Raw genomic sequence first — 26,059 nt, 5'->3', positions numbered from 1 at the left:
CGCATATAAGTGCGATTACCGCACGTTAAGGAGCGACCTGATGATTGATAAAAGCGTGTCGACGCTGAGTGAGGCCATTGCCGGGATCCACGACGGCGCGACCATCATGATTGGCGGATTTGGCCCCGCCGGGCAGCCGACGTACCTGATTGATGCTCTGATTGAACAGGGCGCCCGCGACCTAACCATTATCAATAACAACGCGGGCAATGGCGAAGTGGGGCTGGCGGCGCTGCTCAAAGCCGGACGGGTGCGCAAAATGATCTGCTCATTCCCGCGTCAGGTGGATTCACAAATTTTCGATGACCTCTATCGCCGCGGCAAGGTTGAGCTGGAACTGGTGCCGCAGGGCAATCTGGCGGCGCGGATCCAGGCCGCTGGAGCGGGTCTCGGTGCGGTCTTTACCCCGACCGGCTACGGCACGCCGCTGGCGGAAGGCAAAGAAACCCGGGAAATCGACGGCCGCCACTATGTGCTTGAGTATCCGATTAAAGCCGATTTTGCTCTTATTAAAGCCCATCAGGGCGACCGCTGGGGCAACCTGGTATACCGCAAAGCGGCGCGCAACTTCGGCCCGATTATGGCGACCGCCGCCAAAACTACCATTGTTGAAGTCTCGCAGCTGGTCGCCCTTGGCGAACTCGACCCGGAAAACATCATCACCCCGGGGATTTTCGTCCAGCGCGTATTCTCGCTGGAAAATCTGTCCGTCGCGCAAAGCGCCTGAGGAGCCGAACATGCAAAAACTGACTCGTGACGAAATGGCCCAGCGCGTCGCCCGCGATATTCCAGAAGGCGCTTACGTAAACCTCGGTATTGGCCTGCCAACCCGTATCGCCAACTATCTACCTGCCGATAAAGAGGTGTTCCTGCACAGTGAAAACGGGCTACTGGGAATGGGGCCGAAGCCGCAGTCCGGCGAAGAGGACCCGGAACTGATCAACGCGGGTAAAGAGTATGTCACTCTGCTGCAGGGAGGCTGTTTTTTCCACCATGGCGACTCCTTCGCCATGATGCGCGGCGGGCATCTCGATATCTGCGTGCTGGGCGCCTATCAGGTTTCCGCCAGCGGCGATCTCGCTAACTGGAGCACCGGCGCGCCGGATTCGATCCCGGCGGTCGGAGGGGCGATGGATTTGGCTATCGGCGCCCGCCAGGTGTTTGTGATGATGGACCATCTGACCCGCGATGGCGAATGCAAACTGGTCGAACAGTGCAGCTACCCGCTAACCGGCGTCGGCTGCGTCAGCCGTATCTATACCGATCTGGCGGTCATCGATATTACCGACCGCGGCCCGGTGGTCCGTGAAATCTTTAACGGTCTCTCATTTGAAGAGCTACAGCGCATCACACCGGTGGCGCTGACTTTTGAACAACTGGCGGAAAGCGCGTAAGGAACCTATGATGAATCAGGCATTTATCTGTGATGCGGTACGTACGCCGTTTGGCCGTTTTGGCGGCGCATTATCGAGCATGCGCGCTGACGATCTGGCGGCGCTGCCGCTGAAAGCGCTGCTGGAGCGTAATCCGGGTCTCGATCCGGCGCTAATTGACGATGTTATCTACGGCTGCGCCAACCAGGCCGGAGAAGATAACCGTAACGTGGCGCGTATGGCGTTGTTGCTGGCCGGGCTGCCGCAGAGCGTTCCCGGCAGCACGATTAACCGCCTGTGCGGCTCGAGCCTTGATGCGATCGGCGTCGCGGCGCGGGCGATTAAAAGCGGCGAAACTCAACTGATGATCGCCGGTGGGGTGGAGAGTATGTCGCGCGCGCCGTTTGTGATGGGGAAAGCCGAGAGCGCCTTTAGCCGCTCGATGCAAATGGAAGATACCACCATTGGCTGGCGCTTTATTAACCCACAGATGAAAGCGCTGTACGGCGTGCACTCGATGCCCGAAACCGCGGAAAACGTCGCCGATGAGTTCGCCATTTCTCGCGCCGACCAGGACGCTTTTGCGCTTCGTAGCCAGCAGCGTACCGCCGCGGCGCAGGAGGCGGGGCGTTTCGCCGATGAACTGATCGCCGTGTCGGTACCGCAACGCAAAGGGGAGCCGCTGCGCTTCAGCCGCGATGAACACCCGCGCAGCACCTCGCTGGAAGCCCTGGCTAAACTGCGCGGCGTGGTTCGCGCCGACGGCAGCGTTACCGCCGGTAACGCCTCCGGCGTCAATGACGGCGCCTGCGCGCTGCTGTTGGCCAGTGAACAGGCGATGTCGGCGAATGATTTACAGCCGCTGGCGCGAGTTGTCGGCGTGGCGACGGCGGGGGTGGCGCCGCGAATTATGGGCTTCGGCCCGGCGCCGGCGGTGCGTAAGGTGCTGGCGCAAACAGGGCTGACGCTGGCGCAGATGGACGTCATCGAACTGAATGAGGCTTTTGCCGCGCAGGCGCTGGCGGTTACCCGTGATTTAGGTCTGCCGGATGATGCCGCCCACGTTAACCCCAACGGCGGGGCCATCGCGTTGGGCCATCCCCTGGGGGCTTCCGGCGGGCGTCTGGCGATGACCGCCGCTTATCAGTTGAAGCGTACCGGCGGCCGCTATGCGCTGTGCACCATGTGTATCGGCGTGGGCCAGGGGATTGCGCTGATTATTGAACGCGTTTAAGGAGTCGCGATGAGTTTGTTGACCCCCATGTTGCGCTGCAGTCCGCTAACCGACTGGTTTAGCGATGCGCAGCGGGTACAGGGCATGCTGGATTTCGAAGCCGCGCTGGCGCAGGCGCAGGCCGACTGCGGGCTGGTGCCGCAGACGGCAGTCTTGCCGATAGTCAACGCCTGCCGGCATGCGCTTATTGATTTCGACGCGCTTGGACAGGCTGCGGCCAGCGCCGGCAATCTGGCTATTCCGCTGGTTAAACAGCTGACCGCGCGGGTGAAAGCACAGGATCCGGACGCCGCGCGCTATGTCCATTGGGGCGCCACTAGCCAGGACGCTATCGATACCGGCTTTGTTCTGCAACTGCGCGGCGCGCTAGCGGCGACGGATAGCCTGCTACAAAGCCTGATTGACGCGCTTGCCGAACAGGCCCAGCGCTATCAACATACGGTGATGCCGGGACGCACCTGGATGCAACATGCGCTACCGGTCACCTTTGGCCTTAAACTGGCGGGGACGCTGGATGCGCTGTTGCGCTGGCAGCAGCGGTTGATTGAGATGCGCCCACGGGTGCTGGCGCTGCAGTTTGGCGGCGCGGCGGGCACGCTTGATTCATTGAAACAGCAGGCGCCGCAGGTGGCGCAGGCATTGGCGCAAACCCTTGACCTACAATTGCCGGATACGCCATGGCATAGCCAGCGTGACCGTTTCCTCGAGGTCGGCGCCTGGTTCGCTGGCGTTTGCGGTACCTTGGGAAAATTCGCCAATGATTTTTCGCTGCTGATGCAAACCGAGGTCGCTGAAGTCGGCGAACCGCTGGCGGAAGGGCGCGGGGGCTCCTCGACCATGCCGCACAAACGTAACCCGGTCTCCTGCGCGGCGATTTTAACCGCGGCGCAGCGCACGCCGGGGCTGGTCGCCACCCTTTACGCCGGTCAAATCCAACAGCATGAGCGCGCGCTCGGCGGCTGGCAGGCCGAATGGGAAACGCTACCGGAACTGATCATGCTGGTGGGCGGGGCGCTGGCGCAAACCGACATGCTGGTGCGCGAGATGCAGGTTTTCGTGCATAAGATGCGTGCCGACCTTGATATTACCCACGGGCTGATTATGGCGGAAGCGGTGACCCTGGCGCTGGCGGAGTTTATCGGCAAAGCCGAGGCGCATCATCGTGTAGAAGCGCTGTGCCGCCAGGCTCTGGACAGTCACGGTTTACTTGTCGATCTGCTGGCGACTGACCCGCAGGTCAGTCAGTATCTCTCCCGCGAACGTTTAAACGCGCTACTGGATCCGGCAACGGCCACCGGTAGCGCCGAACGCTTTGTGCGCCAGGTACTGGCGCGTTATCAGGAGCAACATCATGAATCTTGATTATCAACTCGACGGGCCGGAAGGCGCGCCGGTTATCGTGCTGTCGAACTCGCTTGGCACCACGCGCGCCATGTGGCAACCGCAAATGGAGGCCCTGACGGCGAATTTTCGCGTACTGCGTTATGACACCCATGGCCATGGTAAAACGACGAAAAACGGCAAGGTGACCCTGGCGCAACTGGGCGAAGACGTGCTTGCGCTGCTCGATCACCTTAATATCGGTAAGGCGCTGTTTTGCGGTATTTCGATGGGCGGGCTGACGGGATTATGGCTGGCGCGCTTTGCGCCGGAACGTTTTTACGCGGTGGCGGTGGCTAATACCGCGGCGCGGATCGGCGATCAGTCGGGCTGGCTTTCCCGCGCCCGCGCGGTGCGTCAGGAAGGGATGGATGTGGTTGCCGCAGGGGCGGCGGACCGTTGGTTTACTGATAATTTCCGCCAGCGCGCGCCGGATGTGGTCGAGGCGTTATGTCACCAACTGACCCATAGCGACGCTGAAGGCTACGCCGCCTGCTGCGAAGCCCTGGCGGCGGCAGACCTGCGGGGAGAAGTCGGGCAAATTTCGATTCCGGTGCTGGTTATTGCCGGGGAAAGTGACCCTGTCACGACTGTCGCCGACGCTAACTTCCTGCATCAGCAGATTGCCGATTCCCAGGTGGTGGTGGTGCGCGCGTCGCATCTGTCGAATATCGAAGCGCCAGCCGCCTTTAACGCCGCGCTGAACGGCTTTTTGCTGGGAGAGCAAAATGGAAGATAAACAACGTTATCAGCAGGGAATGGAGGTTCGCCGCAAGGTATTAGGCGATGCTCACGTTGACCGTACTCTGCAGAATCTGACGCCGCTGAACGAGGAGTTTCAGGATTTCATCACCCGTTACGCCTGGGGAGAAACCTGGACCCGTCCGGGTCTCGATCACCATACCCGCAGCATGATCACCATCGCCATGCTGATTGCGCTGAACCGCGAGGCGGAACTTAAGATGCATCTGCGCGCCGCCTTTAATAATGGCGTGACCCGTGATGAGCTGAAAGAGTTGATTATGCATTCGGCGCTGTACTGCGGTTTACCGGCGGCGAACGCCACGTTGCATCTGGCGCAGCAGGTGTTTGCCGAAATCGACGCCGCGCAGGCGTAGCGGGGAACCGCTTCGCGGCGCTGATTTGTTGTCGATGCGGTTGTTGATACTGTTATCGTTGGCAACTTTTTAGCTTGAGAAAAGCGTTTATCCCGTTTCGCTCCAGAGCATCTTGCGCTCCCGGTTAATTCTTCTGCAATATGTTTTCCGTGGCGCAGGGAGCGCACAGGGGGCGGCCAGTCGCCGCCGCCCCCTGTACCCCCGGGCTCTGGCCGCCAAAATCGCCACTTCGTGGTACCTTCGACTTATCCCGGCAGGCTTCGGGTCGGGCCGAGGCAGCGTCCTTGCAAAACACGGCCCTCAGCCCGCATCCATGCGGGCTGCCCCGGCCTTCCGGGAACGTCTCAGCGATTTTGAGGCCACCAACACCGGCAGTTGCAGCCAGCATGGGGAATAAATTAAAGGCAGGCTGCACGGATCGTAGGCCGGATAAGCGCAGCGCCATCCGGCATTGCCTGATGAAGCTGCGTCGGCGTGGGATGATGTTACCTGTCGCGCTCCTGCGGCGCGACGGCCGGGGCGGTATACCAATCCTCTTTGGCGACCACCACCGCGCCTTTCGGTTGCATGACAAAATTGGGCGACATAATCTGCACGCCAAATTCGTTAAACACATCGATAATGCTGCTGTGCAGCGCGTTGCGCCCCTCCGGCAGCGTCGTTTCCGGTAACAGCCGCACCTGCAGTTCATACGACGTATACCAGTCGAGCAATCCCAGTTTGCGAACCACCGGCGCCACCTGATGATCCACTCCCTGGGCGCGGTGGGCCGCCAGTTCCAGCATCGCCTGTACCTGCCGCCACGGCGTGTCGTAACCAATGGTCACGCCGGTGGTGAGGTTGATTCCCTGTTGCGGGTCATTGGCGCTGAGATTGGTGATTTTACCGCTGACCACCACCGCGTTCGGCAGGGTGACAATATAGTTCTCGCGGGTCAGGATTTTGGTCGCCAGCATGCCGATCTCGCTGACCTGGCCTTCGTTATCGGCGATGCGGATCCAGTCGCCTTTATGCAGCGCGCGGGTATAAATCAGCACCAGGCCGCTCATGGCGTGATTCATCACCCCCGCTGAGCCCAGCGTCAACATCAGGCCGAAGAACACGCTAATTCCCTTGAAGGCCAGAGAGTTTGCCCCAGGCAAGAAAGGATAGGCGGCGGAGAGCGCAAAGAGCCAGATAACCACGGCGATAAGCTTTCGCGTGGCGCCGACGGTTTCCGGATGCAGACCGGGGATCTGCAGACGTCCGGCGGCGACCTGATCCAACACCACCTTCAGCAGGCGGATGATAAACCACGTAATCAGAAAGATAAGCAGTACGATCATCAGTCCCGGCAGCGCCGACACGATAGACAGCGAAATATCGCGAATCACCCCTACCGACCACTCACCGAGCGACTCTCCCCATACCCGGGTCCACGGAAACAGGCTGAATACCCAACTCAGCCAGTCATAACCCGCCAGTACCCCAAGCAGTATGACCAGCAGCGCGTATAACCGGCTTTCAATGTTGCCGAGAAAACGCCGCCAGTTATGCGGGATCAGGCTGCGCTTTTCGAGGATCCGCAGATGGAAAAAGCGCCGTACTCGACGCCACGAACGGAACGCGAGATAACCAGCCAGGGCGAGGAGCAACGCGCCGGCGGCGGATTTTAGCGCCGCCAGCAGCAGATAGCGGGTATTGTACTGTTCGCGTAGCGACGTCCGCTGCGCTTCCATACGGGCAAGAACGCGCTGCGCCGCCTGATCGAGGGTAAGATCGTCGCCTTCATCGAGGTCGGCCTGGCTTAGCAACATAATAGGTTTGCCATTCATCAGAAACAGCCGCCCCGGCTGGTTGTAGCGGGTGACTGGCACCACCTGCAGCGGCTGGCTGATATCGGCCTCGGTAAAGGCGCGTAGCGTATTGCGGATGCGCAGAACCCGCTCTTCCGGCGTAGTCTGGCCGAAGGTGGCCTGCAGCATGACGATCGGTTGATGGAAAATCGCGACGGTTCGCGCCTGCTCGCGAGCGGTGGGCTGCTGACGCGGTTCTGCCGCCGAAAGCGGAAAGGCCAGCCATAGCAGAAAACACGCCGTTAATAACGCCTGGATCCTGTTCATATGCGACACCGGAAAAGGGGGAATTATTGTTATTTTTCAGCTGGTCAAACTCTGAACGGCTGCTGGATTGAGCATAGTTCAGCGTCAGGTGAATTCAAGAATAAAGGGGGAGAATACGCCCGACGATGAGCCGCCGGGCGTGGAGGGAATTAGCCGTGTTGTTTACAACCGGCGCACTGCTGATTTTGGATCTGCTGGAAGAAGTCGTTACCTTTATCATCAACGAGGATAAAGGCCGGGAAATCTTCCACCTCGATTTTCCAGATAGCTTCCATTCCCAGCTCCGGATAAGCCACGCACTCGAGGCTCTTAATGCTCTGCTGGGCGAGTACTGCCGCCGGGCCGCCAATGCTGCCGAGGTAGAAACCGCCGTGTTTATGGCAGGCGTCAGTCACCTGCTGGCTGCGGTTACCTTTGGCCAGCATCACCATGCTGGCGCCGTGCGATTGCAGCAGATCGACGTAGGAATCCATTCGTCCTGCGGTGGTCGGGCCGAGAGAGCCGGAGGCGTAACCGGCCGGCGTTTTGGCCGGGCCGGCATAGTAGATCGGGTGATCTTTCACGTACTGCGGCAGCGCTTCGCCGTTATCGATAAGTTCCTTCAGCTTAGCGTGGGCAATGTCGCGGGCCACGATAATGGTGCCGTTAAGGCTCAGACGCGTGGAGACCGGGTGCGCCGACAGCTGCGTGAGGATCTCGCTCATCGGCTGGTTCAGATTGATACTAACCACATTGCCTTCGCCCTGCTGGCGCAGGTGTTCAGGAATGTATTTCCCCGGGTTGCTTTCCAGTTTTTCAATCCAGATGCCGTCGCGGTTGATTTTAGCTTTGATATTGCGGTCGGCGGAGCAGGAGACGCCCATGCCGATCGGGCACGAAGCGCCGTGGCGCGGCAGACGGATGACGCGGATATCGTGGGCGAAATATTTCCCGCCGAACTGCGCGCCGAGACCGAGGTTTTGCGCTTCTTGCAGCAGCTCTTGCTCCAGTTGCACATCGCGGAAGGCCTGACCGTGCTCGTTGCCCGCGGTCGGCAGGTCGTCATAGTAGCGGGCGGAAGCCAGCTTAACGGTCTTCAGCGTCGCTTCCGCCGAGGTGCCGCCAATCACAAAGGCGATGTGGTAGGGCGGGCAGGCCGCGGTACCGAGGGTACGCATCTTCTCGACGAGGTAGTTTTTCAGCTTCGCCGGGGTGATTAACGCTTTGGTTTCCTGGTACAGATAGGTTTTGTTGGCGGAACCGCCGCCTTTCGCCATACACAGGAATTTATATTCGTCGCCATCGACGCTGTAGAGATCGATCTGCGCCGGCAGGTTGGTGCCGGTGTTGACCTCTTTATACATATCCAGCGGCGCATTCTGCGAGTAACGCAGGTTGTCTTCCGTATAGGTGTTATAGACGCCCTGCGCCAGCGCGGCTTCATCGCCGCCGCCGGTCCATACGCGCTGGCCTTTTTTACCCATGATGATGGCGGTGCCGGTATCCTGGCAGGTTGGCAGCACGCCTTTGGCGGCGATTTCGGAATTACGCAGGAATTGCAGCGCGACGTATTTGTCGTTTTCGCTGGCCTGCGGGTCGAGCAGGATGGCCGCGACCTGCTGCTGATGTGAGACGCGCAGCATGAAAGCGGCATCGTGGAAGGCCTGCTGCGCCAGCAGGGTTAACGCCTGTGGTTCAACTTTCAATACTTCCTGACCATCGAATTCGGCGACGGAGACGTGCTCTTTGCTGAGCAAATAGTATTCGGTATCGTCATGCGCCATCGGGAACGGGTCTTGATAAACAAAGGGTTTCGTCGACATATTCACATACTCCATAAAGATAAAAACCGCCGGGGGAAGACCCGGCGGTTATGAATCAGAACATCATGGACATCCACGGATAGCCAATCAGCAGCAGGGCGGCCAGGAAGATGGCGCCGAAGATGGTGCCGAGGCGCCAGTAATCTTTGGTCGGCAGATAGCCGCTGCCGTAGTAAATCGGGCTCGGGCCGGTACCGTACGGAGTGATGATGCCCATCACGCCCAGCGAGGTCACCATCAGCAGGACGAAGACTTCCATATTCATTCCCGGGATAGTCGAAGCGATGGTCAGCATGGCCGGCAGCAGCGCGGTAGTGTGCGCGGTGGTACTGGCGAACAGGTAGTGCAGCAGATAGAACGCCAGCAGCAGGACGATGGTCGCAACGCCCGGAGAAATACCGCTCATCAGCGCGCCGCCTTCTTTACCCAGCCAGGCGATGAAGCCTGTGGAGGAAAGACCGTCAGCCAGCGCGACCAGCGTGGCGAACCAGACAAAGGTATTCCATGCCGCTTTGTTATTGGTGATATCGCTCCAGGACAGCACGCCGGTCCACAGCATCAGCACGATAACCAGCAGAGCAGCCAGCGCCGGTTCAATCCAGTCGGCGGCGAAGATCCACATCATCAGCGCGAAGCAAACAAACACCAGCAGCAGGATTTCATTGCGCGACAGTTTGCCCAGTTTCTCTAATTCACGAGCGGCCCACAGCGGTACTTCGTTATTGATTTTAACTTCTGGCGGATAGAACCAGTACGCCAGCAGCGGCATGGCCAGAATCAACAGGATACCAAGCGGCAGGAAGGCGATAAACCAGGTACCCCAGGAGATGTTGATACCGACGATGCTTTTTACCAGCGCCAGCGCCAGCAGGTTCGGCGCCAGCGCCGACAGGAACATGGAACTGGTGATACAGGCGGCAGTAATGGCTACCCACATCAGATAAGAGCCAATACGGCGTGCGCTCGGATCGTTAGGTTTAGAACCGTACAGCGGCGGCAGGTTAGCGATAATCGGGTAGATGGTCCCGCCGCTACGTGCGGTGTTGGACGGGGTAAACGGCGCCAGCAGCAGGTCAGCGAAGGTAATGGCGTAGCCCAGCGTCAGGCTGCGGCGGCCAAGATATTTTACCAGAATCAGCGCCAGACGGCGGCCGAACTGGGTTTTGTCATAGCCGGCGGCGAACATGAACGCGCCGAAGATAAGCCACACGGTAGAGTTGCCAAAGCCGCTCACCGCCCATTTAAATGACGCGCCGGCCAGCTTAAAGCTTGGCGCCGCCATCTGTTCCGGGCTGAACAGCAGCCACTGGCTACATAAAGCAATCACCACCACCCCGGTGATACCGATAACGGCGCCCGGCAGCGGTTCGAAGATAAGGCCGACGATGACGCCGACGAAGATAGCAAAATAGTGCCAGGCGAAAGGCGGTAAGCCGTCAGGCACCGGGACGAACAGCAGCAGTACGGCGACGATAATGGGCAACGCCATCATGATCAGACGTTTATACGCCGCGTTAGACGCGGCACCGGCAGGCGGTATGGTTGTCTTTTTCTCTTTCATAATGAGTATCTGCTAGTAGTTGAAAATACGGTTCCGTCTTCGCTTACAATGCTCGATTTTTTTAGTTGCGAAAGTTTCTTTAATTATTAATGGTCGAGATTGCTTATTGCTTAAACGGTTATTTAACGCGTTTCTCGCGGCGTTAAATTAAATTCATTGGGTATTTATATATTGCGCTTTCACGTTGCATTGCAATTGATCGAGATCAAAAAAAACAGGTGATCTGGATCTTTTTTTTCGTTTGGCAATAACCACATATGATGATGTGGTTATTATCCGTAAGAAACGTTAATTGTTAATGGAACGCTTAAATAATAATAAATGGCTAAACAGATTTATTATTTAAGTTATTGAAATAATGTGTTTTATTTTTGTTTTGCGCGTTTTTCTAGCGTTAACAAAAGTGACCAAAATGTTATCATTCATTTGTATTATGTAAATGCGATATATAAATTTAATAATACAATGGAGGTATTGCTGTTATTGCAGGTATTAAATAGTTTTTTAACTAACGTAATTAATTTAGTAACTAAAAAACCCGCTATATTATTGGCATGACATCAGGAATGAAAATAAACAATCAATAAAATTTCCGTCACCCAATTCTGAATTTCAATATTTAAAATCTGGAGTATTAATATGACCAGTAACGAACGAATTCTGCAGCCATTTACTTTACCGAATGGGACTGAACTGAAAAACCGTTTGCTAATGGCGCCAATGACCACCTGCACCGGTTATTTCGATGGTACCGTCACCAGCGAGCTCGTTGAATACTATCGCGCCCGCGCTGGCAGCATCGGAACTATCATCGTTGAATGCTGCTTTATTGATGATTATGGTCTGGCCTTCCCGGGCGCTATCGGCATTGATAACGATGAAAAAATCGCCGGGTTGGCGAAAATCGCCGAAGCGATTAAAGCGGAAGGCTCAAAAGCGATTCTGCAGATTTACCACGGCGGCCGCATGGTTGACCCACAGTTGATTGGCGGTCGCCAGCCGGTGGCGCCGAGCGCTATTGCCGCGCCGCGCGACGGCGCCGCCATGCCGCGCGCCCTCAGTGGTGAAGAAGTCGAAGGCATGATTGCCAAATTTGGCGACGGCGTTCGCCGCGCCATTCTCGCCGGTTTCGACGGCGTCGAAATCCACGGCGCCAACACCTATCTTATTCAACAGTTCTATTCGCCGAACTCCAACCAGCGTGACGACCAGTGGGGCGGCAGCCGTGACAACCGCGCCAGATTCCCGCTGGCGGTACTGGACATCACGCATAAAATGGCCCGTCAGTACGCTGACGATGCCTTTATTATCGGCTATCGCTTCTCGCCGGAAGAGATGGAAGTCCCGGGGATCCGCTTCGATGACACCATGTATCTGCTGGAGAAACTGGCCGCCCGCGGCGTTGATTACCTGCACTTCTCGGTTGGCGCGACGCTGCGCCCGTCTATCGTAGATACCAGCGATCCGACGCCGCTGATTGAAAAGTACTGCGCCATGCGTTCTGAAACGCTGGCGCAGGTGCCGGTGATGGGCGTCGGCGGGGTGGTTAACGCAGCCGACGCCGAACAGGGCCTCGATCACGGTTATGATCTGATGGCCGTCGGCCGCGCCTGCATCGCCTATCCGGACTGGGCTTCACGTATCGCCGCCGGCGAAGAGCTGGAACTCTTTATCGACAGCACCCAGCGCGAGGCGCTGCATATTCCGGAACCGCTGTGGCGTTTCTCGCTGGTCGAAGCGATGATCCGCGACATGAGCATGGGCGACGCGAAATTTAAACCGGGGATGTTTGTCGAAACCGTTCAGGACGATGCCAACGAGCTGGTCATTAACGTCAGCCTCGAAAACGATCGCATTGCGGATATCGAGCTGGCCGCAAGCCCTGTGCAGAGCGTTGAATTTACCACCAGCTTCGAAGAGATCCGCGAACGTATTCTGACCGCCAACACGCCGCACGTCGATGCTATCTCCGGCGCGACCAGCCAGAGCGAAGCGGTGAAAAAAGCGGTGTCCAAAGCGATGCTGAAATCCAGCAAAGCGCTGGCCGCGGAAGAGGGCGGCAACGATGTCGCGCCGAAAAGCTATGACGTTGTGGTGGTGGGGAGCGGCGGCGCCGGTTTGGCCGCGGCGATTCAGGCCCACGACGAAGGCGCCAGCGTGCTGATCGTCGAAAAAATGCCGACTATTGGCGGCAACACCATCAAAGCTTCCGCCGGGATGAACGCCGCGGAAACCCGCTTCCAGCGCGTCAAAGGTATTCAGGACAGTAAAGAGTTGTTCTATCAGGAAACCCTGAAGGGCGGCCACAACAAAAATAACCCGCAGCTGTTGCGCCGTTTCGTTGAAAACGCGCCGCAAGCCATTGAATGGCTGGCGGACCGTGGGATTATGCTTAATGATATTACCACCACCGGCGGGATGAGTATCGACCGTACCCACCGTCCGCGCGACGGATCGGCGGTTGGCGGCTACCTGATTAGCGGTCTGGTGCGTAATATCACCAAACGCGGTATCGATGTACTGCTAGATACCTCGGTAGAGGAGATCCTGATGCGCCACGGTGAGGTGAGCGGCGTGCGTCTTATCAACGATGAACAAGAGATCATCGACGTGCAGACCAAAAGCATCATCGTGGCGACCGGCGGCTTCAGCGCCAACAGCGCGATGGTGGTGAAATATCGTCCTGACCTCGAAGGCTTCGTGACCACCAACCATAAAGGGGCGACCGGTAGCGGTATCGCGCTGCTGGAACGCATTGGCGCCGGCACCGTGGACATGGGCGAAATTCAAATTCACCCGACCGTCGAGCAGCAGACCTCGTATCTGATTTCCGAATCGATTCGCGGCGGCGGCGCTATTCTCGTTAACCAGCAGGGGAACCGCTTCTTCAACGAGATGGAGACCCGCGATAAAGTGTCTGCGGCGATTATCGCGCTGCCGGAACACTATGCTTACATCGTCTTCGACGAGCATGTGCGAGCGAAAAACAAAGCCGCCGACGAGTATATCGCCAAAGGCTTCGTCACCAGCGCCAGCTCGCCGCGTGAACTGGCGGAGAAGCTGGGGATGGATTACCATGCGTTCCTCGCTACCCTGGAATGCTACAACGGCGCGGTGGAAAAACAGCACGATGAAGCGTTTGGCCGCACAACCGCGCTGCGCGCGCCGATTAACGAAGGCCCGTTCCACGCCATTCGTATTGCCCCAGGGGTGCACCACACTATGGGCGGCGTGACCATTAATACCGATGGCGAAGTGCTGAATGTGGCGCAGCAGCCAATTCGCGGCGCCTACGCCGCGGGTGAAGTGGTTGGCGGTATCCATGGCGGTAACCGCATCGGCGGTAACGCGGTCGCGGATATCATCATCTTCGGTACCCTCGCGGGCCATCAGGCGGCGAAACGTGCCAGAGGATAATAGGTAATTGCTGATGCCGGGCTGGCTTAGCCGCCCGGCTTATCCCTTCTAAGGAGAGCCCGATGTCCGATAACCGCGTCTATAGCTACTCCGCCGTGTTGATGGGCTCGCCCATCCTGCTCAAACTCTATTCCCACGATGAGGCGCTGGCCTCCCGCGTATTTCAGTTAATTAAACGCTACGAAGATCTGCTCACCGTTAACCGCGCACAGTCGCAAGTGATGGATATCAACCATGCCGCCGGACATCATCCCGTTACCGTTAGCCGTCCGGTGTATCAGCTGATTAAGTGCGCTAAAGCCGCCAGTATGGTGCGCGACAGCGCCTTTAATCTGGCTATCGGCCCGCTGGTTAAACTGTGGCGCATTGGCTTTCAGGGTCATAGCGTGCCGTCGGCGGCGGATATTGCGGCGCGGCTGCCGTTAACCCGCCCGCAGGATGTCATTCTTGATGACGAAAAGCAGAGCGTGTGGCTGGCGCAGGCCGGAATGGAAATTGACCTTGGCGCAATCGCCAAAGGATATATCGCCGACCGGGTACGCGATTACCTGGGCCAGCAGGGGATTGAACAGGCGCTGATTAACCTCGGCGGCAATGTACATACGTTAGGGGAATGGTCGATTGGGCTGAAAAAACCCTTTGCCGCTGAGCAGGAACTTATCGGCTCGATTGCCGTTGCCGGGCAGTCGGTTGTCACTTCAGGCACCTATGAACGCTATTTCGAGCAGGATGGCAAACGCTGGCACCATATCCTCGATCCGCGCAGCGGCTATCCGCTGGATAACGAACTCGACAGCGTCACGGTCATTTCCGCGGATTCACTGGACGGCGATATCTGGACCACGCTGCTGTATGGCCTTGGCGTGGAGAAGGGTTGCGCGGCGCTGCGCCAGCGGGACGACATTGAAGCGATTTTTGTCACCAAAAACCGCGGCGTGATTCTGTCGTCACCGCAGCGCATCCGCTTTCAACTGCTCGACAGCGGCTATCAGATTACTGACTGTACTGCTTGAGCAGGCCGTACTGCTCGGCGACCAGCCGATAGCGGTACACCGGTCGGCCGGTCGCGCCGTAATGGATGGTGGTATAGAGAATATTGATCTGCGCGAGCCAGATCAGATACTTGCGGCAGGAGACGCGCGAGATATTTACCGCCGCCGCCAGTTCATCGGTAGAGAACTCCACATCAGGGTGGCTATCAATCCACTGGCACAGCGTGCGTAAGGTCTGCGCCGTTAAGCCTTTCGGCAGCTTACGCACGTCAACCGCTTCCGGCGTGCCGCCGTGCAGTAGACGATCGACATCCGCCTGCTCGTAATAGGGCTGGCCGGTCATCAGTTTACGTTTTTCACGCCATGCGGTCAGCGCCTCTTCAAAGCGCGGGAACTGGAATGGCTTAATCAGATAATCCACCACGCCATAGTGCATAGCGGTTTGAACGGTGGCGGCATCGGCGGCGGAGGTTATCATAATCACGTCGATGGCGCGGCCGCTGGCGCGAATGGTCGGCAGCAGATCGAGGCCGCTATCTTGCTGCATGTAAACGTCCAGTAGCACCAAATCGATCGCCATCTGCGGGTCGTTAATCATCTCCTGGGCTTTGCCGAGCGTCGACGCGGTGCCGCAGCAGCTGAAACCGGGGATGCGCGCCACGTACAGGCGGTTCAGCTCGGCAACCATCGCATCGTCGTCAACAATTAATACATTTATCACGCTTTTTTCCTTTTACTATCCCAGGGCAGGTGAACAAAAAATTGAGTAAATACGCCAGGCTCGGACTCGACTGACAACGTGCCGCCGAGTTCGTGGAGCTGCTGGTTGGCGAGAAACAGGCCGACGCCGCGATTCTCGCCTTTGGTGGAGAAGCCCTTATTAAAGATGGCGTCGATATTAGCCGCCGGGATCCCCGGGCCGTCGTCGCTCACTTCGCCGCTTAACCAGCCATCCTGATAGTGCAATAGCAGGCTCACTTCGCCTTCCGTCTGGCCGCTCATCGCGTCCAGCGCATTTTCAATCAGATTGCCCAACACCGTCACCAGCACGGTGACCTGTTTTTCATTGGGACAATCCGGCACCAGGCTCTCTTCGGCGAGGTTCAAAGAGAAGCCTCGCTCTTTGGCGCGCTGGATTTTACCAATCAGGAAGCCGGCGACCACCGGCGATTTTATCCGGTGCTGAATTTCGCCGATGTCGGCCTGATAGGCATGGGCGGTCTGCAGCACATATTCTTCCAGCTTGTCATAGCTTTTCATATTCAGCAGGCCGAGGATCACGTGCAGCTTGTTCATAAACTCGTGCGAAGTGGTGCGCAGGGCATCAACGTAGCTCATCATGCCGTCCAGACGCTGCACCAGTTGACTCATCTCGGTCTTATCGCGGAAGGTGCTGATGGCGCCGACGATGGCGTTCTGGCTGCGCACCGGGACGGTATTGCTGATCAGCAACAAGCCATTACAGCCGAGCGCGCGGTCATAAATGGGTTCACCGCTGCGCAAAACTTCCTGCAAGTCCGCCAGCAGCGGGGTGCGATCGATGCTTTTATCCGGCCCGCTGAGTAACATGCCGCGGGCGGCCGGGTTAATCAGCGTGACCTGGCCGCTGCTATCCACGGCGATCACGCCTTCTTTCAGCGAGTGCAGCATCGCTTGTCGCTGCTGGAATTGGGTGGAGATATCCTGCGGCTCCAGCCCGAGCAGAATACGTTTTAAGCCGCGCACCAAGCTCCAGGTGCCGATAGCGCAGACCAGCGCGCTGAACAGAATGGTCAGCAGAACGTCCCAGCGGCTATTGGCGATCTGTTCGTCGACTTTACTCAGCGAAATACCTACCACTACCACGCCTATCTGCTGATGCTGTTCATTGAATACCGGGGTAAACACGCGCAGCGCCGGCGCCAGTACGCCGTGGTTAATCGCCACGTTTTCCCGCCCGGCGAGGGTCGGGCGGATATCCTCGCCGATAAACGGTTTACCGATGATGGCGCTATCAGGATGCGAATAGCGAATGCCGCGCATGTCGGTCACAATCGCGTAAAGCAGATCGTTACGCCGGGTAATGGCCTGCGCCAGCGGCTGAATGATATTACTCTGCGGCGGCTCGCCGAGACCACGCTTTACCTGCGGCATATCGGCCATGGTGCGCGCCACCGCCAGCGCCGTCTCTTTTAAGCCGTCGCGGGTGGCGTTGCTGATCTGCATAAACCATAGCGCGTAGACCAGCAGAAGCACCGCGCCGATAACGCTGCCAATCATTAGCGTGACGGCGGTACTTAATTTCAGGTTGCGGGCGCGCTTGCGGGCGGGCGGCTGTAGCTCGGCTTCCTTCATGACAACCCCGATCGATTCGTTGAACGATCATTATCGCCGATAGGGCGGCTTTCATAAAGCCGTGTAATAACAGTAAAACCGCTTTCTGGATATCCGCTGCCTGACATGCGTAGACCTCATGCTCGGATAACGCGCAGTCGCGCCGCGATTAGGTGTCGAGTGAACAAACTGTGACCCCCGTGGCGGTAAAGCCGTGGATGAAGGCTTTACACTGGCTGCATCAATCAAATAGCCGTGATGAATGAATGGATATTTCACCGCTGTTGATGTAGCCGCAGTGAGTTCGGTTTTAAATGGAGGTTTTATGAGCAGTAAGCCAACCGCATCAATGCTGGAACGACGCCACCCGCAAACGCGCCATATCGATACGCTCGCCACCCTCGATATGCTGACCCTGCTGCAGCAGGATAACAAACAGATAGCCGTTGCTATCGATGCCTGCCTGCCGCAGATTACCCGGCTGGTGGATAACGCCGCGGCGACTCTGAGCCGGGGAGGACGGCTGGTGATCGTTGGCGCCGGGGCATCCGGGCAGGCGGCGTTGCAAACGGTTAATGACTATTCCCCTGAAGCCAATCACTCACTGGTGGCGATGATCGCCGGTGGTGAAGGGAGCGCGCTGCAGGCCGCCGAGCGGGCGGCTAACGATTATGACGCGGGCTTACGGGATATGCAGCTATTGTCCCTGAGCGCCAACGATATGCTGCTGGCGCTCACCGTCAGCGGCAAAACGCCGTGGGTGTGGGGGGCTATGCGTCACGCCTGGTCGCTGGGCACACCGATTGCTATCCTGACGCAGCAGCCTGATAGCGAAGCCGCGCAGCTGGCGGATATTATGATTGCGCCGCAGACCGGCCCGGAAGCGGTGGCGGGTTATGGCAACCCGAAAGCGCAACTGGCGCAGCGGCAGATCCTCACCCTGTTAACCACTGGCCTGGCGGTACGCAGCGGCAGGGTGTTCGGCAACCTGCGCGTAGACCTACAGGCAACCAGCCCGCGCTGGGAGGAGCGGCAAATCGCCATGGTGATGGCCGCCGCAGAGTGTACGCGCGCGCAAGCCAAAGTCGCGCTGGCCAGTTGCAATCAGCATTGTCGGACGGCGATTCTGATGCTGATGACGGGGCTCGATGCCTGGCAGGCGCGGGATCTACTCAGCGAAAACAACAACCATTTGCGTATCGCCTTACGTGAAGCGCAAGAGAAAACGCCAAGTAACGTCAATTAAACTCCTCGCCGCGCCGGTTTGTTAAATAACTAAATAAACCGGCGCCAGATTTCTTATCGCCTGAATCATCCTGATTTTCCGCCGCTATTTTCACAATGAATGCCAGTGAAATAAATAAACTGCTTTTTTAAGTTAAAAAACCGTTTGCATTAAAATATCGAAGTGTAAATGATATTTTAAAATAAAGTAAAAGTGCGTTAATATGGCGGCTCTTATTACACTTTTGCTACGCGATATTTCTATTATGCCTGCAATTAAAAAAACGATTATATCTATGACCGCATTAGCGATGTTCGTCAGTACGGCGACCTACGCAAATGGCGATACCTCGAAAAAAACTGACTTTCTGCTGATCGGCGGCGGCATCATGAGCGCCTCGCTGGGCACCTGGCTGCAGGAGCTGCAGCCGGAGTGGAAACAGGTGATGGTGGAGAAACTCGACGGCGTCGCGCTGGAGTCCTCCAACGGCTGGAATAACGCCGGTACCGGTCACTCGGCAAATATGGAACTGAACTACACGCCGCAGCGTGCAGACGGTTCTATTGATGTTAGCAAGGCGCTGGATATCAACGAACAGTTTATGATTTCGCGCCAGTTCTGGTCGGCGCAGGTTAAACGCGGTATTTTGCACGACCCGCACTCGTTTATTAATTCCACGCCGCATATGAGTTTCGTGTGGGGCGATAATGTTGATTATCTGCAAAAGCGTTATAACGCACTGCAGCAGACCACCTTATTCCAGGGAATGAAATTCTCCACCGATCACGCGCAAATTAAACAGTGGGCGCCGTTGGTGATGGAAGGACGCGATCCACAGCAAAAAGTGGCCGCGACCTGGACGCCGGTCGGTACTGACGTGAACTACGGCGAAATTACCCGTCAGCTGATCGGCAGCCTGAAAAAGAGCAGCAACTTCTCGCTGCAGACCTCTTCTGAAGTCACCGATTTCAAACGCAATGCCGACAACTCCTGGCATGTGACGATTAAGAACGTGAAGAGCGGTGAAGAGCAGGCTATCGACGCCAAATATGTCTTCATCGGCGCCGGCGGCGGCGCGTTGAAGCTGCTGCAGAAAACCGGTATTCCGGAAGCGGACAACTATGCGGGCTTCCCGGTAGGCGGCTCGTTCCTGATGACCGAGAACCCGGAGCTGACTAAACTGCACCAGCAGAAAGTTTATGGTCAGGCTTCAGTTGGCGCGCCGCCGATGTCGGTACCGCACCTGGATGCTCGTTACCTCGATGGTAAGCGCGTGGTGCTGTTCGGGCCATTCGCCACCTTCTCGACCAAGTTCCTGAAAAACGGTTCGTTCTTCGATCTGCTGAGCACCACCACCACCAGCAACGTACTGCCGATGACCCACGTTGGCCTCGACAACTTCGATCTGGTGAAGTACCTGATTAGCCAGGTTATGCTCAACGATGATGACCGCTTTGCGGCGCTAAAAGAGTACTACCCGAACGCGCGCAAAGAAGACTGGAAACTGATTCAGGCCGGTCAGCGCGTGCAGATCATCAAAAAAGACGCAGAGAAGGGCGGTGTGCTGAAGCTCGGTACCGAAGTGGTGGTCGATCAGCAGAAAACGATTTCTGCGCTGCTCGGCGCATCGCCGGGTGCTTCCACCGCCGCGCCGATCACCCTGAACGTTCTCAAGCAGATGTTCCCGCAGCAGTTTAACTCGCCGGAATGGCAGAGCCGCATTCGCGCCATCGTGCCGAGCTACGGCGAGAAGTTAAACGGCAACGTGGCGTTGACCCAGCAGGTTTGGGATGACACCGCCGCGGCGCTGCAACTGACCAAGCCTCCGGTCATTCAGATGCCAGAGTCCGCGCCGACCGCGACCGCCAAACCGGCAGAGACGCCGCGCGAAGCCTCGCCGCAGCACGATATGGCGCTGTAACGACGCATCCGGGCAGTGAACAAAAGGGAAGACCATGGTCTTCCCTTTTTTGCGTTATTTACCGGCTGAGGCCGCGCGCTGCCTGCAACTTTGGCCTCATAAAAGATATACTGGTTTGAATTGAAAAAGAAAATTAAACCAGGAGTGTGGAAGGGCTATGAGAGACGATATTAACCAGGAGATCACCTTCCGCAAGCTATCGGTCTTTATGATGTTTATGGCGAAGGGCAATATCGCCAGAACCGCCGAAGCCATGAAGCTCAGCAGCGTTAGCGTTCACCGCGCGCTGCATACGCTCGAAGAGGGAGTCGGCTGCCCGCTGTTTGTTCACAAAGGGCGCAACCTGCTGCCGCTGCAGGCGGCGTGGACGCTGCTGGAATACTGCCAGGATGTGATGAGTCTGATGAGCCGCGGGCTTGAGGCAACGCGTAAAGTCGCCGGCGTCGGTCAGGGGCGATTGCGCATCGGTACCCTCTATTCGCTGACGCTGGAAACCGTTCCGCGCATCATTATGGGGATGAAATTACGCCGCCCGGAGCTTGAACTGGATCTAACGATGGGCTCCAATCAGATGCTGCTGGATATGCTGGAAGACGATGCCCTTGACGCTATCTTAATCGCGACCAATGAAGGCGAATACAATAATTCGGCTTTCGACGTAGTGCCGCTGTTTGAAGACGATATCTTTCTCGCCGCGCCGGCGACGGAACAGCTGGATACCTCGCAGCTCGCCGATCTACGCGATTACGCCGATCGCAAGTTTGTCTCGCTGGCGGAAGGATTTGCGACTTATGCCGGGTTTCAGGAGGCCTTTCAGGTAGCCGGTTTTGAGCCGGAAATTGTGACCAGGGTGAATGATATCTTTTCGATGATAAGCCTGGTGCAGGCGGGCGTGGGCTTCGCGCTGCTGCCGGGGCGGATGAAGAAAGTCTATGAAAACGATGTGCAGCTGTTAAAGCTGGCGGAACCCTATCAGATGCGCCAGCTGATCTCTATCGTCTATTCACACCATCGCGAGCGTGATGCCGACCTGCTGGCGCTGGCGGCGGAAGGGCGCATGTACGCCCGCAGTATTAATCGCTAAGCCGCTGCGCCAGATGGCGGGCGACGTCCACGCCGCTGCGCTCCAGCGAAATGGTCTCGCCGCGCCAGCCCGCCTGGCGGGTCAGGCAGGTGAGCACGCCGCCGGGCGGCATCTCGATTGCCAGCCTCGCGTCGCGTTCATCGGCGGCGATCATCGCCTCCTGCCAATGTACGGTGCGCGCCATGTTCATCGCCAGATCGTCGGCGATCCGCTGCGGATCCCACAGCACGCGCGCCGTCGAGCCGCTTAAATAGGCGCGCTGAGGGCGCGTTAAGGTGACGTCGGTAAAGGCTTTTGCCAGGGCGGCGGCAGGTTTAGCCAACAGCGCGCAGTGCGACGGCACGCTGACCGCCAACCGTTGGGCTTTACTGGCGCCAGCCTGCAGCGCCAGCTGCGCTACCTCGGCCATGGCTTCATCGCGCCCGGCGATCACTATCTGCGTTTCGGCATTCAGGTTGGCGAGATAAACCTCATGGCCGTCCATCAGCGCCTCAACCCGTGGGCGGGTCAGCCCCATAATCGCCGTCAGCCCGTAACCTTCGGGATAAGCCTGCTCCATTAAATCACCGCGTAGCGCCACCAGGCGCAGCGCGCTGGCGAAATCGAGCGCGCCGGCAATCACCGCTGCCGGAAACGCGCCGATAGAGAGCCCGCTGACCATCTGCGGATCCACGCCCTGGCGTTGTAGTTCGCGCGCCCAGGCTACTCCGGCGATCAGCAGACAGAGTTGTACTGCACGGGTATGCTTTAGCGCGTCGGCGCTATCGAGAGTATCGACTTCATCCCCCAGCACGGTGCGCGCCTGGGAGAGGATAGCCTCGCGATCGGGGATTGCCGCCAGCATTGCGGGGCGCTGGCCGCCCTGACCGGGAAAAGTAAATATAATCTTCATCATTCCTCCCTGTGCCACGGCGTCGCGGTTAAGCGTGCGCCGCGGGATGTTTTCAGTAGCGCGCGGCCATCGCGCAGCCACTCATTAAGGGCGAAGGCGCCGTAGGGCGTTTCTACCTGGGTATCGGCGCGGCACGGTAGTTGGGCAACTCGGGCCTGCCATTCCAGCAATGCCTCGCGGTCCAGCGGCTGCGGCGCGCGGATCAGCAGATCCAGATCGCTTGCCGCATGCAGCACCGGGATTTCGGTTGCCAGCGCGTAGCCGGTACTACCGGTGATGCCCCAGCGCCAGGGCCAGCGGTGTAAGGTAAGGGCGATAGCCGCCTGGATCGGCGGCTGCGAAACAAAAGGCGAATGGAGTAAGACCTCACGATCAACAAGCATCTCCGGGCTGACGCTGCGCACGATATTGTGCGGCTGAACCCAGCCGGCGGCGCGTTGTTCGCGCTTCATGCCCCGCACCCCAACCGGGATGCGGGCCTGGCCGTCAACGTCGCGTCTCACCACCACCGGCAGCGCGGCTCGCCACTGCTGAACCACCCACGGCTCGGCAATGTCTTCCAGGGCGCTGGCGTGGTTTAACCAAACTAAATCGTGGGGACGCGGCGTTGATGACATGGTTTACAGTCCTGAAGTCAAAGAGATAAACAGCGGTAGCGACAGGATACACAGAACCGAGCTCAACAGCAGCACGGCTTCAGCATCCGGAGACTGCACGCCGAAGCGGTTGCCGAAGACCACGCCGAAGAAGCCGGCGGCCAGCGCAATCATCAGGATCGCGGTAATGGCGATAGAGCCGTGCAGACCAAGTAACATCACCAGGCCCCAGGCAATAAACGGCTGCACCAGCAGTTTCACGATGGTTGATGTAGCGATCAGCGCATTGAGCTGCAGTTTACGTGCCGACAGGATCACCCCGGTGAGGAACAGCGCGGCGGCGGTGGCGGCCAGTCCCAGCGGTTTGATCGACGCCAGCAGCAGGTCCGGCATTTTAATGCCGATAGCGGAAAGTACCACCCCAAGCAGCGGGCCCCAAACGATCGGTTTTTTCACCGAACGCCACATCAGCACCGGCAGCATCGCCAGCGTAGAACCGCTGTTTTCACCCGCGGCGCGGGCTTTTTCACGTTCCAGAATCAGCAGGCAGAACGGGGTCATCAGTACCGAGCCGCAGGCGATAGAGACCGCCACCGACAGCGAGGTTGACGCGCCTTCACCCAGCACGCTGCCGAGGATCGGCAGACCCAGCGCGGCATAGTTTGGCAGGGCGACGGTGAGGGTCAGCACCGCGGCATCCTGCGGCGTGCGTTTGAACACGCTGGTGGCGAGGAAGTAGATCGCCGCATAGGTGATCCACATCGCGCCGGTCAGCACCAGCACTAGCGGCGACTGGGCGACGATACCTGCCCACGGCGTTTGTACCGTCGCGCTAAATAGCGTGGCGGGTAAGGCAAAATCCATTACAAAAATATTAAGCAGCGAGACGTTTTTGTTATCTACCATCCCGGCCTTTCCGGCCCAGAAACCCAGCAGCATGATAACGAAAATGGGCGCGAGAGCATGAATAATCACATAAGTCATAAATCACCTGTAAATAAAATAGAGTACTGGCGCGATTGTTATTTTTTCTAAAAGCCGTCCCTTCCCGGAGCGTTTATTCCGCGCTCCGGGAGACTGCTTCCGGCAGGTTTTCTTCTACTACTTACGTACGAACGTCTTACCAGCTGGCGCGCATGCGATCGCGAACCAGCTGTGAGCTGCGGCGGTTTTCCGCGCCCAGGCGACACTTCAGTGAGGTATCGGTGCGCGCGTCAGCGATGGCGTCGCGCAGGGTACGGCTGACCAGCGACAGATCGCCTTCGTCTGGCGCATCCGGATTGCTGATATCGAGCAGGGCGGAAAGCAGGCCGAGCGTAGCGTAGTTGCTGACGTCATAGGCCATCGGCGGGATCGTCGCCGCCAGTTTCTCCAGCGCCTCTACGGTACGCAGCGTAATGCGCGCTGCCGATTCTTTACCCATCGCGTGGACCAGCACGCCGCTATCGTTAAAGGCGATCAGGCGGTTGGCCTGATAGCCGTGGGCCAGAAACGCCCCGGACATCGCTTTTCCGACGATCAGGCCAATCACCGGGTGGCCGGCAAGACGGGCTTTGGCGTAGGCGCCTGCCGCTCCGGCCAGCGCCTGGTGGATGCCAAAGGCTTCTTCGCGGCGGCCATAGGCCTGGCTCGGGACATCAATTACCGCGACGATCGGCCGTTTGACAGGCCGATCGGCGTCGGCGGCGATAGTTTCATTGACCACTTTCGCCAGCGTCCAGCCTTCCAGCAGGCCGACTTCGCCGCCGGCGGCGCGCGGGTAATGGTTGTTGGCGTCAGGCACCACGGCGATAAAGCGGACGTTTTCGCCATTAATCTGGCCATCTGCGACCTGTACCGAAGGGCATAGCCCGCTCATCAGCGGCGCGTTGGGCGCCAGTTTGTTCAGCCATAGCGCGGCGCGGTTTGGGAACTGACTCATTATTTATCCTCCCGGGCAAAAAGCTGTTTAATCTGCGCGGTGTCCGCCTGCTGGCGGGTATCGAATTGGCTCAAGCGACGCAGATAATCGTCATAATTGTCGCTGCGGTGCTCTGCCGGTACGCCTTTGGCGATGGCCTCGTTCATTGCGGTTTTAACGGCGTTAACGCCATCGTTAACCAGCGCGTCGACCAACCCGCTGGCGGCGCGAATTTCACCCCCGGTCATACTCCAGATAAACGGTCGGTTGCGGGAGTCATACTCTTCAATACCGGCCTCCTGCTCGATAACCTGCGGGCCGTTGAGGCCAAGACGGGCTTCACGGGTAACGATAAGGTAGCTGCACAGCGCCGCGGCGATAGACATGCCGCCGAAACAGCCGACGGTACCGGTAATAATGCCGACCACCGGGGTGTAGCGGCGCAGGTCGACAATCGCGGCATGAATATCGGCGATGGCGGCCAGACCGAGGTTGGCCTCCTGCAGACGTACGCCGCCGGTTTCGAGGCACAGTACCGCCTGCGTCGGGATACCGTTGCGGTTATCTTCCGCCGCCAGCTCCAGCGCGGCGGCCATTTTGGCGCCGGAGACTTCGCCCATACTGCCGCCCTGGAAGGTGCCTTCGATGGCAATCACCACCGCAGGTTGGCCGTTGATAGTGCCTTTGGCGACCACCATACCGTCGTCGGACTGCGGGACGATGCCTTGTGCGCCAAGCCACGGCGACATAATGCCTTCAAACGGGTCCAGCAGTTCGCGGTAGCTGCCATCGTCCAGCAGGGCGTGGGCGCGTTCGCGAGCGCGCAGTTCGATAAAGCTGCGATCGTTACGCATGAGCGGCCTCCTCAAATACTTGTTCAATACGAATACGGGCGACGCCCGGCGTGGCGCCGAAGTCGTGGATAATCAACTGCCCGGCGGGCAGGCCGTTGATCAGGTTCAACCTGTCGAACAGCGCCTGCCAGCGCGCCTGGCTGTTATCCACTGAGGTGGTGATCTGTACGTTGAGCGTGGCGCCCTGTGCGGCGGTATAAAGCACTTCCATATCGCCAGAACCTACGACCCCTGCCAATGCTTTGCCGCTGAGGGCGCGGTTGGCAGGAAATGACAATGTAATCTGTTCCATAAC

22 protein-coding genes are annotated in these 26,059 nt (G+C 58.2%); 11 read left to right on the top strand and 11 right to left on the bottom strand.

Features of this window, described 5'->3' with window-relative positions:
- Window positions 1-40: 40 nt before the first annotated feature.
- The 6 genes from ACSEMK_RS04440 to pcaC are packed head-to-tail and all read left to right on the top strand — an operon-like array spanning window position 41 to window position 5,105.
- Window positions 41-727, top strand: a complete 687-nt coding sequence (locus ACSEMK_RS04440; protein ID WP_032707939.1) for a 3-oxoacid CoA-transferase subunit A — start codon at window positions 41-43, stop codon at window positions 725-727.
- Window positions 728-737: 10 nt separating this feature from the next.
- Entirely contained in the window at window positions 738-1,394 is a 657-nt protein-coding gene (locus ACSEMK_RS04435) for a 3-oxoacid CoA-transferase subunit B (RefSeq protein ID WP_087858510.1), read from the top strand.
- Window positions 1,395-1,404: 10 nt separating this feature from the next.
- Window positions 1,405-2,607: a 3-oxoadipyl-CoA thiolase gene (gene pcaF / locus ACSEMK_RS04430; protein ID WP_113374695.1), complete on the top strand. Its 1,203-nt coding sequence runs from the start codon at window positions 1,405-1,407 to the stop codon at window positions 2,605-2,607.
- A gap of 9 nt (window positions 2,608-2,616) precedes the next feature.
- Window positions 2,617-3,969, top strand: coding sequence for a 3-carboxy-cis,cis-muconate cycloisomerase (locus ACSEMK_RS04425; protein ID WP_430915515.1), 1,353 nt, complete (start codon window positions 2,617-2,619; stop codon window positions 3,967-3,969).
- The gene (gene pcaD / locus ACSEMK_RS04420; protein WP_430915516.1) at window positions 3,959-4,726 is read left to right on the top strand and encodes a 3-oxoadipate enol-lactonase; all 768 of its coding nucleotides are present in this window, start codon (window positions 3,959-3,961) and stop codon (window positions 4,724-4,726) included. Before ACSEMK_RS04425 ends, pcaD begins: the two co-directional genes overlap by 11 nt.
- A complete protein-coding gene (gene pcaC, locus ACSEMK_RS04415) occupies window positions 4,716-5,105 on the top strand; it encodes a 4-carboxymuconolactone decarboxylase (RefSeq protein WP_015705266.1) in 390 nt (129 codons plus the stop codon). The genes pcaD and pcaC overlap by 11 nt, the downstream gene beginning before the upstream one ends.
- Before the next feature lie 485 nt (window positions 5,106-5,590).
- On the opposite strand, the gene ACSEMK_RS04410 is transcribed toward pcaC, so the two are convergent.
- From ACSEMK_RS04410 to ACSEMK_RS04400, 3 genes are all read right to left on the bottom strand, one after another.
- On the bottom strand, window positions 5,591-7,207 hold the full coding sequence (locus tag ACSEMK_RS04410; protein WP_430915217.1) for a mechanosensitive ion channel family protein: 1,617 nt from the start codon (window positions 7,205-7,207) through the stop codon (window positions 5,591-5,593).
- 149 nt (window positions 7,208-7,356) lie between these two features.
- Window positions 7,357-9,009 carry a class I fumarate hydratase FumA gene (gene fumA / locus ACSEMK_RS04405; RefSeq protein ID WP_213317628.1) on the bottom strand — a complete coding sequence of 551 codons (1,653 nt, stop codon included), beginning with the start codon at window positions 9,007-9,009 and terminating at the stop codon, window positions 7,357-7,359.
- A 55-nt stretch (window positions 9,010-9,064) separates the two neighbouring features.
- The gene (locus ACSEMK_RS04400) at window positions 9,065-10,570 is read right to left on the bottom strand and encodes an anion permease (RefSeq protein ID WP_032707943.1); all 1,506 of its coding nucleotides are present in this window, start codon (window positions 10,568-10,570) and stop codon (window positions 9,065-9,067) included.
- 639 nt (window positions 10,571-11,209) lie between these two features.
- On the opposite strand from ACSEMK_RS04400, the gene ACSEMK_RS04395 reads away from it, so the two are divergent.
- Entirely contained in the window at window positions 11,210-13,987 is a 2,778-nt protein-coding gene (locus ACSEMK_RS04395; protein ID WP_435336318.1) for a flavocytochrome c, read from the top strand.
- A 62-nt stretch (window positions 13,988-14,049) separates the two neighbouring features.
- Window positions 14,050-15,000 (top strand): FAD:protein FMN transferase, encoded by a 951-nt coding sequence (locus ACSEMK_RS04390; RefSeq protein ID WP_430915215.1) that lies wholly within the window; start codon window positions 14,050-14,052, stop codon window positions 14,998-15,000.
- Here ACSEMK_RS04390 and dcuR read toward each other — a convergent pair.
- Window positions 14,981-15,700, bottom strand: a complete 720-nt coding sequence (gene dcuR / locus ACSEMK_RS04385; protein WP_430915214.1) for a two-component system response regulator DcuR — start codon at window positions 15,698-15,700, stop codon at window positions 14,981-14,983. The two genes, ACSEMK_RS04390 and dcuR, sit on opposite strands and share 20 nt — an antisense overlap.
- Window positions 15,697-17,313, bottom strand: a complete 1,617-nt coding sequence (locus ACSEMK_RS04380) for a sensor histidine kinase (protein ID WP_087858520.1) — start codon at window positions 17,311-17,313, stop codon at window positions 15,697-15,699. Before ACSEMK_RS04380 ends, dcuR begins: the two co-directional genes overlap by 4 nt.
- A gap of 304 nt (window positions 17,314-17,617) precedes the next feature.
- Here ACSEMK_RS04380 and ACSEMK_RS04375 point away from each other — a divergent pair, with 304 nt between their 5' ends.
- The 3 genes from ACSEMK_RS04375 to ACSEMK_RS04365 all read left to right on the top strand — a co-directional run bounded on the left by ACSEMK_RS04375 (window position 17,618) and on the right by ACSEMK_RS04365 (window position 21,522).
- Window positions 17,618-18,538 carry an N-acetylmuramic acid 6-phosphate etherase gene (locus ACSEMK_RS04375; protein WP_430915213.1) on the top strand — a complete coding sequence of 307 codons (921 nt, stop codon included), beginning with the start codon at window positions 17,618-17,620 and terminating at the stop codon, window positions 18,536-18,538.
- Between the two features lie 244 nt (window positions 18,539-18,782).
- Window positions 18,783-20,438 carry a malate dehydrogenase (quinone) gene (gene mqo, locus ACSEMK_RS04370; protein WP_430915212.1) on the top strand — a complete coding sequence of 552 codons (1,656 nt, stop codon included), beginning with the start codon at window positions 18,783-18,785 and terminating at the stop codon, window positions 20,436-20,438.
- 157 nt (window positions 20,439-20,595) lie between these two features.
- Complete coding sequence (locus ACSEMK_RS04365; RefSeq protein ID WP_113374703.1) at window positions 20,596-21,522, top strand: LysR family transcriptional regulator; 927 nt, start codon at window positions 20,596-20,598, stop codon at window positions 21,520-21,522.
- On the opposite strand, the gene mdcH is transcribed toward ACSEMK_RS04365, so the two are convergent.
- From mdcH to mdcC, 6 genes are all read right to left on the bottom strand, one after another.
- A complete protein-coding gene (gene mdcH / locus ACSEMK_RS04360; RefSeq protein WP_316424330.1) occupies window positions 21,512-22,414 on the bottom strand; it encodes a malonate decarboxylase subunit epsilon in 903 nt (300 codons plus the stop codon). The genes ACSEMK_RS04365 and mdcH overlap by 11 nt on opposite strands.
- On the bottom strand, window positions 22,414-23,031 hold the full coding sequence (locus tag ACSEMK_RS04355; protein WP_087858524.1) for a malonate decarboxylase holo-ACP synthase: 618 nt from the start codon (window positions 23,029-23,031) through the stop codon (window positions 22,414-22,416). The genes mdcH and ACSEMK_RS04355 overlap by 1 nt, the downstream gene beginning before the upstream one ends.
- 3 nt (window positions 23,032-23,034) lie before the next feature.
- Window positions 23,035-23,994: an AEC family transporter gene (locus ACSEMK_RS04350; protein WP_004148291.1), complete on the bottom strand. Its 960-nt coding sequence runs from the start codon at window positions 23,992-23,994 to the stop codon at window positions 23,035-23,037.
- Window positions 23,995-24,130: 136 nt separating this feature from the next.
- Window positions 24,131-24,931, bottom strand: a complete 801-nt coding sequence (gene mdcE, locus ACSEMK_RS04345; protein ID WP_430915211.1) for a biotin-independent malonate decarboxylase subunit gamma — start codon at window positions 24,929-24,931, stop codon at window positions 24,131-24,133.
- Window positions 24,931-25,764 carry a biotin-independent malonate decarboxylase subunit beta gene (locus ACSEMK_RS04340; protein ID WP_430915210.1) on the bottom strand — a complete coding sequence of 278 codons (834 nt, stop codon included), beginning with the start codon at window positions 25,762-25,764 and terminating at the stop codon, window positions 24,931-24,933. Before ACSEMK_RS04340 ends, mdcE begins: the two co-directional genes overlap by 1 nt.
- Window positions 25,757-26,056, bottom strand: a complete 300-nt coding sequence (gene mdcC, locus ACSEMK_RS04335; protein WP_008805033.1) for a malonate decarboxylase acyl carrier protein — start codon at window positions 26,054-26,056, stop codon at window positions 25,757-25,759. The genes ACSEMK_RS04340 and mdcC overlap by 8 nt, the downstream gene beginning before the upstream one ends.
- Window positions 26,057-26,059 lie beyond the last annotated feature (3 nt).

Source organism: Klebsiella sp. K-3 (genome assembly GCF_051207495.1).
GTDB lineage: Bacteria > Pseudomonadota > Gammaproteobacteria > Enterobacterales > Enterobacteriaceae > Klebsiella > Klebsiella aerogenes.
This window is presented reverse-complemented; position numbering and strand designations above follow the sequence as displayed.